Raw genomic sequence first — 16,887 nt, forward strand, 5'->3', positions numbered from 1 at the left:
CTCAAATTATACGCATTGCAGTGTATGATACCAAACTTATATAGTGGGTAGGGGTGACTCCAGCGGGATAAAAAGCGGAAGCTGAGACCTTGGCTCAGCCCGCGCCCGCGGAACGCTTCCCCTACACACATAACACCATTTAAAAAAGGAGTCTCTCATATAACGAGAAACTCCTTTTTCTTATACATATTCAAGCTGAATTTTAGTTGTTATTTGTTTCTTCTTCACCTGTACCAGGTTCTGTAGGCTCAGTCGGTTCTTCAGAATCGCCATCGCCTTCACCCGGCTCAGTTGGTTCCTCAGATTCATCTCCGTTACCATTACCATTTCCGTTGCCATTGCCATTGCCGTTTCCATTACCGTTGCCGTTTTCGTCACCTTCACCTTCACCCGGTTCAGGTTCCGTAGGTTCCGTAGGCTCCGCAGGCTCTTCTTCCTCCGGCTCTTGTTCTTCAGCAAGAGTAATCGATACTGTGGCAGGGGCACTGGATATACCTTCAGCTGTTGCTACAACACTAAATGTATAGGTGTTTCCAGGTTGTAAATCCCTAACAATAAGCCCGGTATCGGATGTCGTGTCTACCTCTTGAGCGCCACCATCGTTTACTCTCACAGATACGACAAACTCTACATCTTCAACACCTTCAGGAGCTTCATAGTTCCAACGAAGTGTTGCGGACGCGTTAGACTCATCAAAATCTGCCGCTAATCCTGTCGGAGCAGGGAGTTCAGTCAACTCGTATTCATCAGAAACGGCCGTTGGTTCTGAACCGCGAACGAATAATTCTGTACGACGTAGGTTACTTGGTGTAAATTCACTTGCTAATTGAAGGGGTGAAGTACCTACTTCAATAGTAGCTTCCACTACTGAGTTTGGACGGCTAAAGTCTGCAGCATTTGCAGAAATGGTCGTCATGATCTGCTTGAACATTTGTTGCGGTACACGACGCTCTTCAGCAGAAGTCATCGGTTCACTTCGTTTACTATTTCCTGACCAAATCGCTACTGAATAATCCGTAGAGTAGCCAGCAAACCATGTATCTGGGAACGAACCAGAAGGGAGGTTATTTGCTGCAATCTCGTCGGCACTATAGTTCGAAGTACCAGACTTACCTGCCAAGTCAATCCCAGGAACTGCAGCGGTTTGACCTGTACCATTTTGGTTTTCTAAAACGTCACGTAACATATCCGTCACCATGTAGGCTGTAGAATCCTTCATGACTGTTTCTAAGTCGTTTTTCAAAACGTCTTCTGTTTCTCCGTCACGATAGACGATTTTTTCAATTGCATAAGGTTCCGCGTGGTATCCGCCATTAGCAAATGCACTATATGCACCAGCAAGCGTCATTGGTGAAATTCCTTCAATACCACCTAGAACAGACGATTCATAAACATTTTCAATGCCTAACCCAAAACGATTGATAAAGTCTCGAGAGTTATCAAGACCCACTTCGCGCAGTGTTTTGACTGCAGGTGTGTTTTGAGAGCGGTATAATGCTTCGCGCATTGTCATAGGACCTAAATAACGATCGACAAAGTTCCGTACAACTTGGTCAGTACCTGTGTAGGTGATTTGTTCATCGACTACAGTTTGCCCTGTTGACCAGTTCAGATTTTCTATCGCAGGCGCATACGCAAGAAGTGGTTTCATCGTAGAGCCAGGCTGACGGTCTTTATTATCATACGCATAGTTCCAACCACGATTTGAATAATTTCGTGCTCCACCTGAAGCAACAAGTGCTCCAGTTTTCGGGTCTACGACGGCGATACCTGCTTGTTGTTTCTCAGTAGCATAAATGTCAGAGTTGATCACTTCTTCTACTTTCGTTTGTACAGCAGGGTCTAAAGTCGTGTGAACAGTGATACCTTCTGATAGAAGAGAAGGGTCAATTTTGTTTAATTCACTTTCCACGATATCAATGAATGCTTCATATTTTAATTCGCTTGAAGCTTGACGTTGATCTTCTGGAATCAATGTCTCTGTAACGGGAATTGCACGAGCAGCATCCGCTTCTTCAGTCGTAATTTTTCCGTGTAACTCCATTAAATGCAGGACTGTATTTCGACGTTTTTCAGCAAGTTCTGGATTGTTGAACGGATTGTAATTGTTCGGACTTTGTGGAATTCCAGCAAGCATCGCTATTTCATGTAGTTCTAGTTCATTTAATTCCTTACCATAGAAATAATCTGCAGCTGTTCCAAAACCATAATTGCGACCTGACATAAGAATTTTATTGAAATACATTTCAAAAATCTCTTCTTTGTCATAGGCGCGTTCTAATTGGAACGATAGCCAAGCTTCTTGCGCTTTTCGTTTTAATGTCTTTTCATTTTGCAAGAAAGAGTTTTTCACGACTTGTTGCGTAATAGTAGAAGCACCCTGTGCTCCAAACCCTTGTGTAACGTTCGCAATTACGGCACTTCCTAAACGCAAGAAGTCCATACCCATATGGTCATAAAAACGAACATCTTCTGTAGCTAAAATCGCATCTTCCATCTGTTGTGGAATATCATCAAAATTGACATAAATTCGGTTTTCAGTTCCAGAAGTATAGAAAGCTTCGCCATTTTTATCAAGGAAAGTGGACGAAATCGGGTCTTTTAAAGACTCTTCATCAAGCGGTGGTGCAGAGCTTGCGTAATACACAAATAATCCAAAACCACTAAGTAAGCCAATAAGGCCAATTGCGACTAGTGCTAAGAATATCTTTTTGAAGATACCCCGTTTGCCAGTTTTTCCTTTTGTTTTCTTTTTGCTTTTTTGTTGCTCTAATCTAATTTGTTGCCGAGTTCGCTGTTCATTCGCCACGAGCTCATTCCTCACTTTCTTTGCCAGTCAAATAAAGATCGACAGCATCTAAATAGGGTACACGCGGAGCATACCCAGGAGTAATTTCAATACCAGTTTGTTCAAACTCATCAAGTGTGATCGATTTTCGACCACCTTGATTCATTCGATCCCAATACAAGTCAAGTGTTTGACTACTCATGAAAAAGTAGCGTTCAAGAGTTGAAAAAGCTACAACCAAAAATGCGATACCATTTTGCTCTGCTACTTGTCGCATGTGCAGGACTTGGTGTTCGTGAACATTTTGAAGAGGAAACGATGTTTTATTCTTCGTCTCTTTCGCTTCAAAATCTAAATAATATCCATTATATACGCCATTGTAATCTGTTGTGGATGGTGTACGGTAATAAGCTTCTCGTATGACTGCACGCGCTCTTCCGGGGTAATCCACTTTTACGATTTGGATTGGGATTGGTTTTTTATGAATCACTGCTACTTTATGTTGCAAGTAATAGTCATTCGTTTCATTGACTTCATCCTCTAACGTCTTTCCCCGATTACTAAAAGAATAATCCTTTTTGGACGCAGTTTTTTTCGGGGAGGTAGGTTGGTACCGTTTTCCATTCGGATACCGTATGCTCATAGTCAACACCTCTGTGCCTAAGTGTAGCATATACACTAGACGCCTGACATGCCCCGAATGTTTCATTCGAATGTTTGTTCGTAAAACTAGTTGAAGTAGTGAACTTTTGATATGATAAAAGGATAGAAGTGAACAGGAAGTGACACAGATGAAACTTAAAGACTTAACAGAAAAATTGATTAGTGAATCAGAAGCGTGTCTTGCAAGATTTGAACAACTACGTGTCGAAGATCGCACACCTGATTTTTTCGAGGAAGTAAAACCTCATGTTGCAAAAGTGGATATATGGATTAGCGAGTGGAAACAAGAAGCCGAGCGCTACATTCGTCTTAACCGACCGAAGTATATCCACCAAAACCAAATCGATGCAACTGAAGATGGGATGAAACAGTATAGTGTACAGTCTTTTTTCAAAGAAACTTCGAAGAAAAGATTTTATCAAAGTGTACATGCCGTTCTTTACACACTGAAAACTTTGCTGACGGAATTGGAGCGTGAGGGCAATGACGACAATATCCCAACTACTTGATGAATGGGTAAAAGATCCTGCCAAAAAACAGCAGATTCAGTCGATACATGTCATAGAACCAAAAGAAGCAAAAACAGTCCCGTTTCCTCAAGACTTAGATGATAGTTTGATAGCTGCCCTCCATGCGAAAGGAATTTCAGAACTTTACACACATCAAGCGAGTGCATACATGCATGCTCGTGCTGGAGAGTCGTTTACAGCAATTACTCCTACAGCTTCTGGCAAATCATTGTGCTATCATCTACCAGTTTTGCAGTCGATTATTGAAGACCCCAAAAGCCGGGCGATTTATATATTTCCAACGAAAGCTCTAGCGCAAGATCAAAAAGCAGATGTGAACAAATTGATTGAAGCCACAGGCAAGCAAATCAACAGTTTTACATATGATGGAGATACAGAGCCAGGGATTCGTAGAAAAGTGCGAACGAATGGCAATATCATTCTAACCAATCCGGACATGTTGCATTCAGGTATTTTACCGCACCACACAAAATGGGTGTCGATGTTTGAGAACTTGAAATACATCATAATTGATGAAATGCATACGTATAAAGGTGTGTTCGGCTCTCACGTAGCGCATGTTATACGTCGATTGAAACGAATTTGTGCATTTTACGGAAGCCACCCGGTCATCATCTGTACGTCTGCCACAATTCAAAATCCAAAAGAGTTAGCGGATTCACTCACACATGAAGACCATGTCGTACTCACAAATAACGGTGCCCCTTCCGGAACAAAGTACTTCATGTTTTACAATCCGCCTGTCGTCCATCCGACTTACAACGTGCGAAGAAGTGCTGTTCTAGAAGTTCGTGACCTCGCGCAAGAATTGTATACAAAACGTTTACAGACAATCATTTTTGCAAAGAGTCGCGTTCGTGTAGAGATGCTCGTCACCTATTTGAAAGCATTGGTCAGTAAGAAACTAAATGATCGCTCCATTCAAGGATATAGAGGAGGGTATTTACCTTCTGAAAGAAGAGAGATTGAGAAGGGCTTGCGTGACGGGGACATTCGAACAGTCGTCAGTACAAACGCTTTAGAACTGGGTGTCGACATTGGGCAATTGCAAGTCTGTATTATGACGGGCTATCCAGGCAATATTGCAAGTGCATGGCAACAAGCAGGACGAGCGGGGCGTCGTCAAGAAGAGTCACTTGTTGTCTATGTCGCACAATCGACAGCACTGGATCAATACGTTGTTGACCATCCCGAGTATTTACTTGGCCAATCTCCAGAAGAAGTCCGTATTTTCCCGGAGAACATGTTGATTTTAATGGACCATTTAAAATGTGCATCGTTTGAATTACCGTTCGAGAAACTAGAAGACTACGCCGAGTATCATGTGACGCCACTACTTGAGCTTTTGAAAGAAGAACGCGTCTTGTTAGAAACAGCAGATAAATGGCATTGGATGGCTGAAAGTTTTCCAGCGAGTAATATCTCCTTGCGTTCAGCCTCTCAGGACAATGTGATTATTATTGATCAATCCGTTCCAACCAAGACTCGGGTTATAGGAGAGATGGATTTATTTAGTGCGATGACATTGTTACACGAAGAAGCGATCTATCTCCATCAAGGCACTCAGTTTCAAGTAGAGCTTCTCGATTGGGATGAGAAAAAAGCATTTGTCACAGAAGTAGATGTAGATTATTTTACGGATGCAAACATTGCAGTGGAAATGAAAGTACTTTCGAAAGATAAACACCGAACCGAAAAGAACGTCGAGATGCATTATGGCGATATTATCGTGCTCGCACACCCTACACTCTTTAAAAAAATCAAATTTGATACGCATGACAATATTGGATCTGGAACAATCGATTTACCGCCACTTGAGCTTCATACATCTGCAACATGGATCACTTTTTCAAAACCGGAAGAAGGGAATCTGCATCTGTTCTCAGATGCAATGGTTGGTGCAGCTTATGCGCTACATTCTTTCATTCCACTATTTTTAGACTGTGATCGTAAAGATGTGCATGTCGTTCCGCAAATGAAATCCATCTTAGACCAGCAACCAACATTTTTCATTTACGACAGTTATCCAGGTGGTATTGGTTTATCTGAACGAATGTTAGACCGATTTGAAGAACTTGTGGAAGAAACACATGCGCAAGTAGCTTCTTGTCCATGCTTGGATGGATGTCCTGCATGTATTGGTGCGCAGGAAGCAAATGTCGGTTTAAAAGAAGAAGTCCTTTTATTACTAACGAACTTGGTGCGTGACTGATATGTCCTATGAAAAAAAATTACTGGCTATGAAAGGCCTTATAAAAAAGCAACCTGAACAAGTCAAAGAACCTATCAAAGAAGTGAATCGTCCTGATTTTGTGAAATGGTCTTCGTCGGACTATGACTTGGTTCATACAGACCAAGGCGTCTACTATAAAATCTCAACGCTTTTGCCGCATGACTTTAAGCATGGAGGGACTCAGTTTTCAGAACTCTCCTCCCTTGTCGCGAAAGCAAAGCGCGATTTCAAAGGGCATCCACTAACTCCAGAAGAGTCAAGTCGCCTCTTTTTTTATGACACCGAAACGACGGGTCTAAAAGGTGTCGGCGTTCATATTTTTTTAAATGGCGTCTTGTTTGAAACGGCCACTGGGTTTCAACTCGATCAATTTATTTTGGCTTCTCCGCAACATGAATTGGCATTTTTAAAAGCGTTACCTTTTCAAGACCGTGACACAATTATCACGTATAACGGCAAAAGCTTTGACTTGCCCCAGCTCGAAGTGCGTTGGACGATGAACCGAAAACTTCTTCCAAGTTTTCCGCAAGTGTTTCAAATTGATTTGCTTCACGGAAGTAAGCGACTGTGGAGAGGACAACAAGAGCGTTATAAGTTGCAAGACATGGAAAGAGAACAATTGAACTTTCATAGGGAAGATGACATGCCCGGACATCTCGCTCCGATTGTTTATATGGACGCTGTTAGATCGGGGAAAACCGAAAACTTGGATCGCATACTAGAACATAACAAATGGGATTTGTATTCTCTAGTGGCATTGTATATCCACTCTCTTCGTCATCTCGTAGATGCACCTGAGACCCGGTCTTCTCAAACTGAATTAAATTTAGCAAAATGGCTGCGAGATTTAAAATTGTTGCCAAACAGTCGAGAGCTTTATGAAAAAGTAACTGAACGTTATGAGAAACAAGATATACCACACGCTTATTATTATTTGTCTCTTTTACAAAAGCGTGAAGGAGAATTTGCATCAAGCCTTGATTTGATGGAGACAGCTTCAGAATTGCTAGTAGGAATTGAGAAGTTGGACGCACTCATTCATTGTGCAAAACTTGCAGAGCATCAAATGAAAGATCTCGGCCAAGCGAAGAATTACGTCCAACAAGCAAAAACACAGTTGTTATCATTAACAGCAATCTTGACGCGTGAGAAATTGGCTTTCTACTTGGCAGAATTGAAAAATAGGGACGAACGATTAGACCGGAAAATCATTTCTCGGGAAAGCGCAAGTTTCGACAAATAGATAGGTGTGTCAAGCGTTCCTATGCTATAATGAAGCCAATCACCAATGGATGGAAGGAAGATGGGTATGGGGATTCAATTTAAACCAAATGATATTTTAGAGAAACAATTTAAAACAACAATGCGTGGCTATAGTCAAGAAGAAGTCGATGCATTTTTAGATGAAGTCATTAAAGACTATGAGCAGTTCGATAAGCGAATCCAAGAGCTCGAGAAAGAGAACCGAGATCTTCGCACGCAATTAGAAGATACACCAAAATCAGCACCAGCTCCGCAGTCATCTACAAACTTTGACATTTTAAAGCGCTTGTCTAATTTGGAGAAGCATGTATTTGGTGCGAAGCTTTACGACTGATAGTTCTTGTGTAAACCAGTAAAATAACGTATACTCGATTGTGGCCTTCTATTCAGGCAATCGCTGCACATACTAATGTGTAGAGGAAAGTCCATGCTCACACAGTTCTGAGATGTCTGTAGTGTTCGTGCCTCGTGAAGTCATAAACGAGGGCAGCTGCCAGCTGACGGCAGAGAAACCACCTACGTCTTACGGGATATGGTGCAGTACTCTTGAAAGTGCCACAGTGACGAAGTCTTATCGGAAACGGTAAGAGTGGAACGCGGTAAACCCCACGAGTGAGAAACCCAAATTATGGTAGGGGCATTTCCATGAAGGAATTGAACGGATTGGAAGACGGCATGTCCGTAGATAGATGATTGCCGCCCAGTATGTACGAGGGAATTTCCCGTTTGAGTACAAGGGAGACAAAACATGGCTTATCGAATAGAAGGTTTTATGATAAACAGCACAGCTCTCCTTTTCGGAGAGTTTTTTCTCTTTATAGACTAAAAAGGAGTGGATACTATGCCATATAAATTACTTGCGACAGCTGCAATGGGATTAGAGGGTATCGTTGCAGATGAATTGAAAGACTTAGGTTTTGAAACACAAACAGACAACGGGAAAGTGTTTTTTGAAGGGGACGAAGAAGCCATCGCAAAAGCGAACATTTGGCTACGTGTGGCAGACCGTGTGAAACTTGTAGTAGGGGAGTTCCCTGCCAAGACATTTGATCAACTTTTCGAAGGGACAAAAGCACTTCCATGGGAAAAGTACTTACCGGTAGATGCAAATTTCCCAGTGAGCGGGAAAAGTGTGAAATCGACATTATACAGTGTTCCAGATTGTCAAAGTATCGTGAAAAAAGCAATCGTTGAGCGATTAAAGTCCGCATATAAACGTATGAGCTATCTTGATGAGTCCGGTGCTCGCTATAAAATCGAAGTCAGCATTTTAAAGGACCGTGTGTTACTCACAATGGATACAAGCGGGGTTGGCCTGCATAAACGCGGATATCGAACGACGCAAGGGGATGCTCCTTTAAAAGAAACATTAGCAGCGGCTCTTGTAAAAATTTCAAAGTGGAGTCCAAGTCGTCCATTTGTCGACCCATTCTGTGGCTCGGGTACACTTTGTATTGAAGCGGCAATGATTGGTCAGAACATTGCACCCGGATATAATCGTGAGTTTGATGCAGAACACTGGAGTTGGATCAAACCAGCAGTATGGGAAAAAGTACGTGATGAAGCCGACACACAAGCGGATTATGATCAAGAACTCACAATCCTTGGAACGGACATCGATCACCGTATGATTGAAATTGCGAATTCCAATGCATTAGAAGCAGGATTTGCGGATATCATTACATTCAAGCAGATGCAAGCCGCAGATTTTACAACTCGTTACGATAACGGTGTTGTCATCAGTAACCCACCCTACGGAGAACGTATCGGTGAAGTTGAAGAGATTGAAAAGACATTGTCTCAATTTGGCTATGTGATGAGTAAATATCCATCGTGGTCTGTTTATTTGTTATCTTCTATGGAAAACTTGGAAACCGTTTATGGTAAGAAAGCAACGAAAAAACGCAAATTATTCAATGGATTTATCCGTACAGATTATTATCAATTCTGGGGTCAAAGAGTCTAAATTAGTCTAGAAAAGAGTGAAGTTATGCGCAAAAATATTCCATTCGAATTATCCAAAGATCAATCGTTCTATCAGTCGTTATCGAACTGGTTAGGTGATGTGTTTTATGACACCTTGCCGGAAAATGGATACGAGATTCGTGATGAACAAGTATATATGGCCTTCCAAATTGAAAAGGCATTACAGTCAAAATCCGTTCTTTTTGCCGAGGCCGGAGTAGGAACTGGAAAGACAATGGCTTATTTATTACCATCGATTGCGTATGCACGCTACACAGGTAAGCCTGTAATTATAGCTTGTTCGGATGAAGCCCTTATTGAACAGCTGATCAAACCAGAAGGGGATATCTCTCGCCTATCTGAGCTGCTCAACTTATCGATTGATGTACGTTTGGCAAAGTCGCGAGAAGAATATTTGTGTCTGCAACGATTAGATGAACAACGTCGTGGGTTTGATGTGCCAGAATTTGTGGATGAGATTGATGACCGTCTTCCGGAGTTTGTATTTGGGGGATCTTCTCTTCAAAAAGTGTATCCGTATGGAGATCGCAAAGAATTCAGCTTCCTTACAGACGAGCAGTGGAAGCTTGTCAATTATCATCCGGTACAACAGTGTTCCATCTGTGACATCAAAAATCAATGTGGACAAACCATCTCTCGCCAATTCTACCGTCAAGCAACTGACCTAGTGATTTGCTCGCATGAATTTTTGATGGAACATTTGTGGACGGCAGAGTCACGCAAGCGTCAAGAACAATTGCCATTACTTCCTGAAGCTTCTGCGATTGTATTAGATGAAGGACACTTAGTGGAATTTGCCGCTCAGGAAGCATTTACATTAAAAGTGCAAAGCGAATCATTATTGGATTTGTTAGAGAAAGCACGAGTAGAAGGATTGCGTCCTAAAACGCTTCACTATCTTGATGTTCTAGAAGAAGCTCATTTAGCGTTTTTTGAACTGTTACGTTCTTCTATTGACAATGACATGCTTGAAAAGATGACAATCCGTCATACCGATGAGTTGAAAGCTGCGAGTGGATTACTTGTCAGAACAGTAGAAGCTCTACTAGAAGAGTTTGTATTCGAGGGTGAAATGTACTCGATTGAATCCTACGATATGAAACTGATGGAAGAATACTTGGAAGATTACTTGCAAGCGTTCCAGTTGTTCACAGAAGACAATGAAGCGATTGATTGGGTAGAAGAGGTAGACGGGATTGAAACACTTGCCATCATGCCAGAACTTGTAGACGAACAACTTGCTGAAAAATTGTTTAATGGAACACTACCAATTATCTTCTCTTCTGCAACACTCAGTGTCGAGCAGACGTTTGACTATTTAGCTGGCAATTTAGGGATTGCAGACTATCAGTCACTTCAAGTTGCTTCACCATTTGACTACAAAGAAGTCATGACGATTCATGTGTCTGAACCCGTGGATAAAAGCGAAAAAGTACTCGAACTTCTAAAATCAGAAGAGCCGACACTTATTTTGTTTGCGACAAAAGAATCGTTTGAACAGTTCCAATTGATGTATGGACATGAGGATATTTTGTTCGAAGGGGAACAAGAAATGAGCTCGCTTATTGAGGCGTACAAAGAAAAGCCATCTGTTTTAGCTTCCTACTCACTTTGGGAAGGATTGGATCTACCGCAAGACTTATTGACGCGTGTCATTGTCTACGATTTGCCATTCCCACCGAATGATCCGATTTTCAATGCGAAGCGTGCAGCTTCTTTCAATGCATTTGAAGAAGTGGATTTACCATTTATGAAGATGCGAATGAAGCAGGGGGTCGGGCGTTTGATTCGTACAGAAAAAGATCGTGGCTCGATTGAGATTTTACTGACTGCATCTGAAAAAGCATTTTTACAAGAGCTCGAACAGGAACTTCCTGTCTCGCCAAAGTAAAGGGGTAGCGTGTATGAATGAACAACGACAACAACTGTATAGACGAACTGCGCTTTTAAGTGTCGTAACGAAGCAGCAAGGGAATGTTACTACATTTGATAAAGCGAAGAAATTTGGTCAAAAACTGTTTACGGAAAATCTGACGATTGCGTTTGCTGGGCACTTCTCTGCGGGGAAGTCCAGCATGATCAACGCGTTGACAGGTGAAAACTTGTTAGCAACAAGTCCAATTCCCACATCTGCAAATATAGTGACGATTCAAAAAGCTACGAATTGGAAAGCATACATCCACTTTATGAATGGAGACGTCGCCGTAGCAGAGGAAGAATTGGCTGTAGCCAACCTTAAACGTATGGCAAAAGACGGACAATCCGTTCGTAAAATCGAATTGTTTCACCCAGATACTCGATTGCCAAATGATATCGTAGTAATGGATACACCTGGAGTGGATTCTACGGACGATGCTCATAGACTATCTACAGAATCTGAGTTGCATTTAGCGGACTTGGTATTTTATGTGATGGACTATAATCATGTCCAGTCAGAATTAAATTTTACTTTCACAAAAGACTTGATGCGGACAAATCCGAACGTTTACTTGATTATTAATCAAATGGATAAGCACAGAGAACAAGAACTTTCACTAGAGGCTTACAAACAGTCAGTTAAGACAGCATTTGAGAGCTGGGGTGTCCATCCAAAAGGAATTTTCTTTACGTCTCTTCGTGATGCTAAGACCTATCCAGTGAAGGATGTTCAGGATGTCATCCAACACGCGCTCGAGAATAAGGAGACGGTTTTAGAAGAAAGTACTACAGGCACTCTTCAAAAACTTATTGATGAACACGCTACCTATTTAAAAGAAGATCAAGAAGACTTAGCCGCTACATATGAAGAGCTCTTTTCACCAGAAGAATGGCTCGATAAAAAGACGACCTATTCAGAGACAAAGCTTGCACTTCAATCATTTGAACTTCTGGATTTCACCAAGTGGAAAGAAGAACTTCAAAATGATGTCCAAGAAGTGCTATCGACGGCCTATTTGATGACGCCTGATGTCCGCGAGAGAATCCGTCTATACGCGGAGGCGAGTCAACCTGGTTTCAAAGTAGGCTTTTTTGGCGCGAAGAAAAAGACGGAAGAGGAGCGAGACAATCGTTTAAAAGCTGCAACGCAACTTTTGCAAGAAGTGTTTGATCAAACGACCTTACCCCTACTACAACGAGTGATCGATCGCTATGCACGTGTAGTACAGTCGGACGAGACATATATTTCTTTCAAGATGGATCCAAAACTTATCGCTACAGAGTATAAACCTGGCACAAGTGCAACAGGAGACGGGCTTCTTCAGTTTTCGTCTCGAATCGAACAGGCTATTAAACGATTTATTGTGCAGACAACACTTGTTTGGGCGGATGAACGTTTATCTGAGTCAGATGGAGAAACGATTTTATCAGAAGACGATCAACTTAAGAAACAATCGTTAACGAGACGAAAACTAGCTCTAGAAGAGTGGTTTGCAAGTGAAGAACGTCTAGCCGATTACTCGCTACAAATGAAGTCACCAAATGAACAGTTACAAGCTGCACGCATGCTTCAGTTAAAGACATGGGAAGAGGAGTATACAGAGTTTTACGCCAAAGCCAAACCGCTCAAACTCGGACAAGAAGTTGAAAAAGTGATTGATGAAAAGCAAGAGCAAGAAGCTGAAAAAGCGGCATCATTTGACGAGTCCGCGATTTTGTCAACGGCGCAAAATGTTACGACGCAACTGGCAGACATACCGAACTTTAAAGATGCTGTGCGTGAGCTAAAACAAAAAATCAAACGCGTGACGAATCGCTCATTCACTATTGCTCTATTTGGTGCATTTTCTGCTGGTAAATCTAGTTTTTCAAATGCTTTGCTCGGAGACGCAGTTTTACCAGTGTCGCCTAACCCGACAACGGCTTCTATCAATAAAATCGCTCCTATTGCAGAGGGCAAACCTCATCGTCACGCGGATGTAGCATTCAAGAAAAAGGAAGATTTACTCACAGAATTAAAGGCCATGGTTGCGCCTCACGGTAAAGAATGTCAATCTCTTGAGGAATTCAAAAGTCGAGCCAATGAGTTTTTAACTAAACCTCTCGATGAAACGAAAAAGTCCTTCATTCGCGCATTCTTATCTGGTAGTGACGAGCAACTTATTTATCTTGGAACCACGCGTCTAGTAGATCATGAAAACTTTACTGAATATGTCGCATTCGAATCAAAAAGTTGTTTTGTTGAGACAATCACTTATTACTACGATTGTGAACTGACTCGAGCAGGGGTCACATTAGTGGATACACCTGGGGCAGATTCGATTAATGCACGGCATACTGGCGTTGCCTTCGATTACATTCGAAATGCAGATGCAGTTCTATTCATCACCTATTACAATCACGCATTTGCAAAAGCAGACCGTGAGTTTTTAATTCAACTTGGACGTGTAAAAGATTCTTTTGAACTCGATAAAATGTTCTTCGTAGTCAATGCAATTGACCTCGCAAGTTCTGAACAAGAAAAACAAGAAGTCATCGACTATGTGGGACAAGAACTGACGCAGTTCGGCATTCGCTTCCCACGCTTATATGGGGTGTCTAGTCTACAAGCTTTAAAAGAGAAGCAGACTGGCGAAAACTTAACGAGTGGTATGCCTGCTTTTTCAGATGCTTTCCAAGCGTTTTTAAGGAATGAGCTTCTTGATGTGATTTTACAGGCCGTTTCGGAACAAGCGGACGAGTTAGTCGAGCAATTCTCTAAGCTAATTGATTCTACTGAGGAGAATATGCTACGGAAACCACAACGATTAGCAGAACTCGCAGAACTCGAACAACAGTTGCGCTCACGCTATACAAAGTCCCATTCACAATCGATGCGTACTGCTCTATTAAATGAAGTAGACACGCTTATTTATTATTTGAAACAACGACTGTTCTACCGATATCCAGACTTCTTTAAAGAAGCATTCAATCCGTCAAGGTTTGCTAGTAAGGATGGAAGACAAGCATTCGAACAAGCGTTACGTGAAGTCGCTGCAAGTATACAGTTTGATGCCGCGCAAGAGCTGCGCGTCACAAACTTGCGCCTTCAACAAGCAACTGACAAAAATGTTCGGGATTACGAGCGACAAGAGCTTGCGTTCTTGTATGAACAGCCTGCTGCATTTGCAGTGAGTCCTATAGAGCTCAAAGCACCCAAACTTTTAGAGTTTCAAGAGCCTACTCTAAAAGTTGAAAACTATAGTTCGTTAAAGAGTGGATACAAGAACGCGAAACGATTCTTCGAAAAGAATGAAAAACAAGCTGTGCAACAGGACCTCGAACGCATGATCAAAGATGATTTAGAAAATCCATTTGCTGCTGAGAAGTCACGCTTGCGCAATTGGACAGATAGTTATTTCAGCGAAGTAATGGATCAAATAAAGTTGCGACTCTTACAATCATCAGTTTCAACGATACAAGCAGAACGAGAACTTTTAGAACAACACGAAACGCTTACGAAATGGAAACAAAAACGCACACTACTTTAGGAGGATGAATATGATCATTACTAAAGATTTGCATGAACTTCCAAAACAACACGTTCGTTTCATCGACACACGATTTGATTTACAAAACCCAACTTGGGGCGAGCAAGCATACCAACAAGACCATGTGCAAGGCGCTATCTATTGGCACCTAGAGGATCATCTTTCGGATATGTCTCGCTCTGAAGGCCGTCATCCAGTTCCGTCAAAACAACGGATGACAAAGTTAATTCAAGCATCTGGATTAACATACGAAGACGAACTCGTCATTTATGATCAAGGAAACGCACCATTTGCTGCACGTGCTGCTGTACTACTGCTGTGGGCGGGTTTTACGAATGTCTCGATTGCGCGTGAAGGATATGGCCGTCTAAAAGAAGTGTTCCCGCTAGAAGGAGGCACTGCTTGGTATCCTTCAACAAATCAAACTCTACAGTTCCATGATGGTCTTCTTGCGAATCAGCAGGATGTGAAAAATCATATTGCTCAAAATGGCATGTTGATTGATGCACGTTCTACTGATAGATACCGAGGAGTGACTGAGCCCATCGATGCGATTGCCGGACATATTCCAACGGCAGCAAACATTGATTGGGAGCAATTGAAATCGGACAGAGGTCTTTTAAAAGGTACAGAAGCAGAAGCGCTTTTTCGCCATCTCCCTGAAGAGAAAGAAATCATGACCTATTGTGGAAGTGGCGTTACAGCATCTCCCTTAACCATTGCGCTACTAGAGAGTGGAAGAGAGAACGTGCGTCTCTACGCTGGTAGTTACAGTGACTGGATTCAAACGAATGAAATTGAGACAAGTAAATAAACTTGTCACTCATCCAATCCTATAGTATAATGGGAAAATTGTAATGAGGATGAAATGAGGGACACCATAAAATGAAAAAATCAATTTATAGCCTGACAAAGGATCAATTAACAGACTGGTTACTTGAGCGTGGTCAGAAGAAATTCCGTGCAGAGCAAGTGTGGAATTGGTTATATGTTAAACGTGTACAATCGTTTGAAGAAATGAACAATGTGAACAAAGAATGCTTGCAACTACTGAGCGAACATTTTGTAATGCAGACATTGAAAGAATCTGTAAAACAAGAATCGGCAGATGGGACAATCAAGTTCTTGTTCCAACTAGAAGATGGCAACTTGATTGAAACTGTACTTATGCGCTTCCATTACGGACTTTCCGTATGTGTAACGACACAAGTGGGCTGTAATATCGGTTGTAGCTTCTGTGCTAGTGGACTCTTAAAAAAGAGCCGGGACTTAGATGCGGGAGAAATTGTTGGTCAAATCATGAAAGTACAAGAACATTTAGATGCTGCTGGGAAGCAAGAGCGTGTCAGCCATATCGTAGTTATGGGTATTGGTGAACCTTTTGATAACTATACAAACTTGATGAATTTCTTGACAGTTGTTAATGATCAAAAGGGACTTTCAATCGGAGCACGTCATATCACAGTGTCCACGAGTGGACTTGCAAAGAAAATCCGTGAATTTGCAGATGAGCAGACTCAAGTGAATCTTGCAGTTTCTCTTCATGCGCCAAACGATGACTTGCGCAGTAAAATCATGATTATCAATAAAGCATTCCCAATTGAAAAATTGATGGATTCTGTTGATTATTATTTAGAGAAAACGAACCGTCGAATTACGTTCGAATACATTTTGCTTCGTGACGTGAACGATCATGTAGAAGAGGCGAAACAGTTAGCGGATCTTCTCGAGAATAAGCGGCACTTGTCCTATGTAAACTTGATTCCTTACAACCCAGTCGATGAGCACGGACAGTACCAGCGAAGCACACCAGAAGCAATCGATGCCTTCTTCCAAACGCTAAAAAAACGCGGCATCAACTGTGGTGTTCGTATGGAGCAAGGGACGGATATCGACGCAGCTTGTGGACAACTTCGTAGTAAGCAAATCAAAAAAGAAAAAGTTGCAAATTAATCGAGTCAGCAGAGATATTATCTC

Annotated in this window: 11 protein-coding genes and 1 other RNA gene; 10 read left to right on the forward strand and 2 right to left on the reverse strand. The window is 41.8% G+C overall.

All coding sequences use genetic code 11. The annotated features are described in order from the left end of the window. Positions 1–202 precede the first annotated feature (202 nt). Positions 203–2,809, reverse strand: a complete 2,607-nt coding sequence (locus JOD03_RS02215) for a PBP1A family penicillin-binding protein (protein ID WP_204589182.1) — start codon at positions 2,807–2,809, stop codon at positions 203–205. Positions 2,810–2,813: 4 nt separating this feature from the next. Further along, entirely contained in the window at positions 2,814–3,431 is a 618-nt protein-coding gene (recU, locus tag JOD03_RS02220; protein WP_204589183.1) for a Holliday junction resolvase RecU, read from the reverse strand. A gap of 148 nt (positions 3,432–3,579) precedes the next feature. Here recU and JOD03_RS02225 point away from each other — a divergent pair, with 148 nt between their 5' ends. The 10 genes from JOD03_RS02225 to rlmN all read left to right on the forward strand — a co-directional run bounded on the left by JOD03_RS02225 (position 3,580) and on the right by rlmN (position 16,863). Continuing rightward, positions 3,580–3,960, forward strand: coding sequence for a YppE family protein (locus tag JOD03_RS02225; protein WP_204589184.1), 381 nt, complete (start codon positions 3,580–3,582; stop codon positions 3,958–3,960). Then, positions 3,935–6,193, forward strand: coding sequence for a DEAD/DEAH box helicase (locus JOD03_RS02230; RefSeq protein ID WP_204589185.1), 2,259 nt, complete (start codon positions 3,935–3,937; stop codon positions 6,191–6,193). The genes JOD03_RS02225 and JOD03_RS02230 overlap by 26 nt, the downstream gene beginning before the upstream one ends. A gap of 1 nt (position 6,194) precedes the next feature. After that, on the forward strand, positions 6,195–7,457 hold the full coding sequence (locus JOD03_RS02235) for a ribonuclease H-like domain-containing protein (protein ID WP_204589186.1): 1,263 nt from the start codon (positions 6,195–6,197) through the stop codon (positions 7,455–7,457). Positions 7,458–7,523: 66 nt separating this feature from the next. Next, positions 7,524–7,811: a cell division regulator GpsB gene (gene gpsB / locus JOD03_RS02240; protein WP_239584750.1), complete on the forward strand. Its 288-nt coding sequence runs from the start codon at positions 7,524–7,526 to the stop codon at positions 7,809–7,811. A gap of 48 nt (positions 7,812–7,859) precedes the next feature. Further along, positions 7,860–8,238, forward strand: an RNA gene (rnpB, locus tag JOD03_RS02245) — RNase P RNA component class B. An 80-nt stretch (positions 8,239–8,318) separates the two neighbouring features. Next, positions 8,319–9,443: a THUMP domain-containing class I SAM-dependent RNA methyltransferase gene (locus tag JOD03_RS02250; protein WP_204589187.1), complete on the forward strand. Its 1,125-nt coding sequence runs from the start codon at positions 8,319–8,321 to the stop codon at positions 9,441–9,443. 24 nt (positions 9,444–9,467) lie between these two features. Then, positions 9,468–11,354, forward strand: coding sequence for an ATP-dependent DNA helicase (locus JOD03_RS02255; RefSeq protein ID WP_204589188.1), 1,887 nt, complete (start codon positions 9,468–9,470; stop codon positions 11,352–11,354). A gap of 13 nt (positions 11,355–11,367) precedes the next feature. Beyond that, on the forward strand, positions 11,368–14,910 hold the full coding sequence (locus JOD03_RS02260) for a dynamin family protein (RefSeq protein ID WP_204589189.1): 3,543 nt from the start codon (positions 11,368–11,370) through the stop codon (positions 14,908–14,910). A 10-nt stretch (positions 14,911–14,920) separates the two neighbouring features. Further along, positions 14,921–15,724: a sulfurtransferase gene (locus JOD03_RS02265; RefSeq protein WP_204589190.1), complete on the forward strand. Its 804-nt coding sequence runs from the start codon at positions 14,921–14,923 to the stop codon at positions 15,722–15,724. Between the two features lie 71 nt (positions 15,725–15,795). Then, positions 15,796–16,863 (forward strand): dual-specificity RNA methyltransferase RlmN, encoded by a 1,068-nt coding sequence (rlmN, locus tag JOD03_RS02270; protein ID WP_204589191.1) that lies wholly within the window; start codon positions 15,796–15,798, stop codon positions 16,861–16,863. Positions 16,864–16,887 lie beyond the last annotated feature (24 nt).

Origin of the sequence: Chryseomicrobium aureum, assembly GCF_016909155.1 — a bacterium.
Classification (GTDB): Bacteria; Bacillota; Bacilli; order Bacillales_A; family Planococcaceae; genus Chryseomicrobium; species Chryseomicrobium aureum.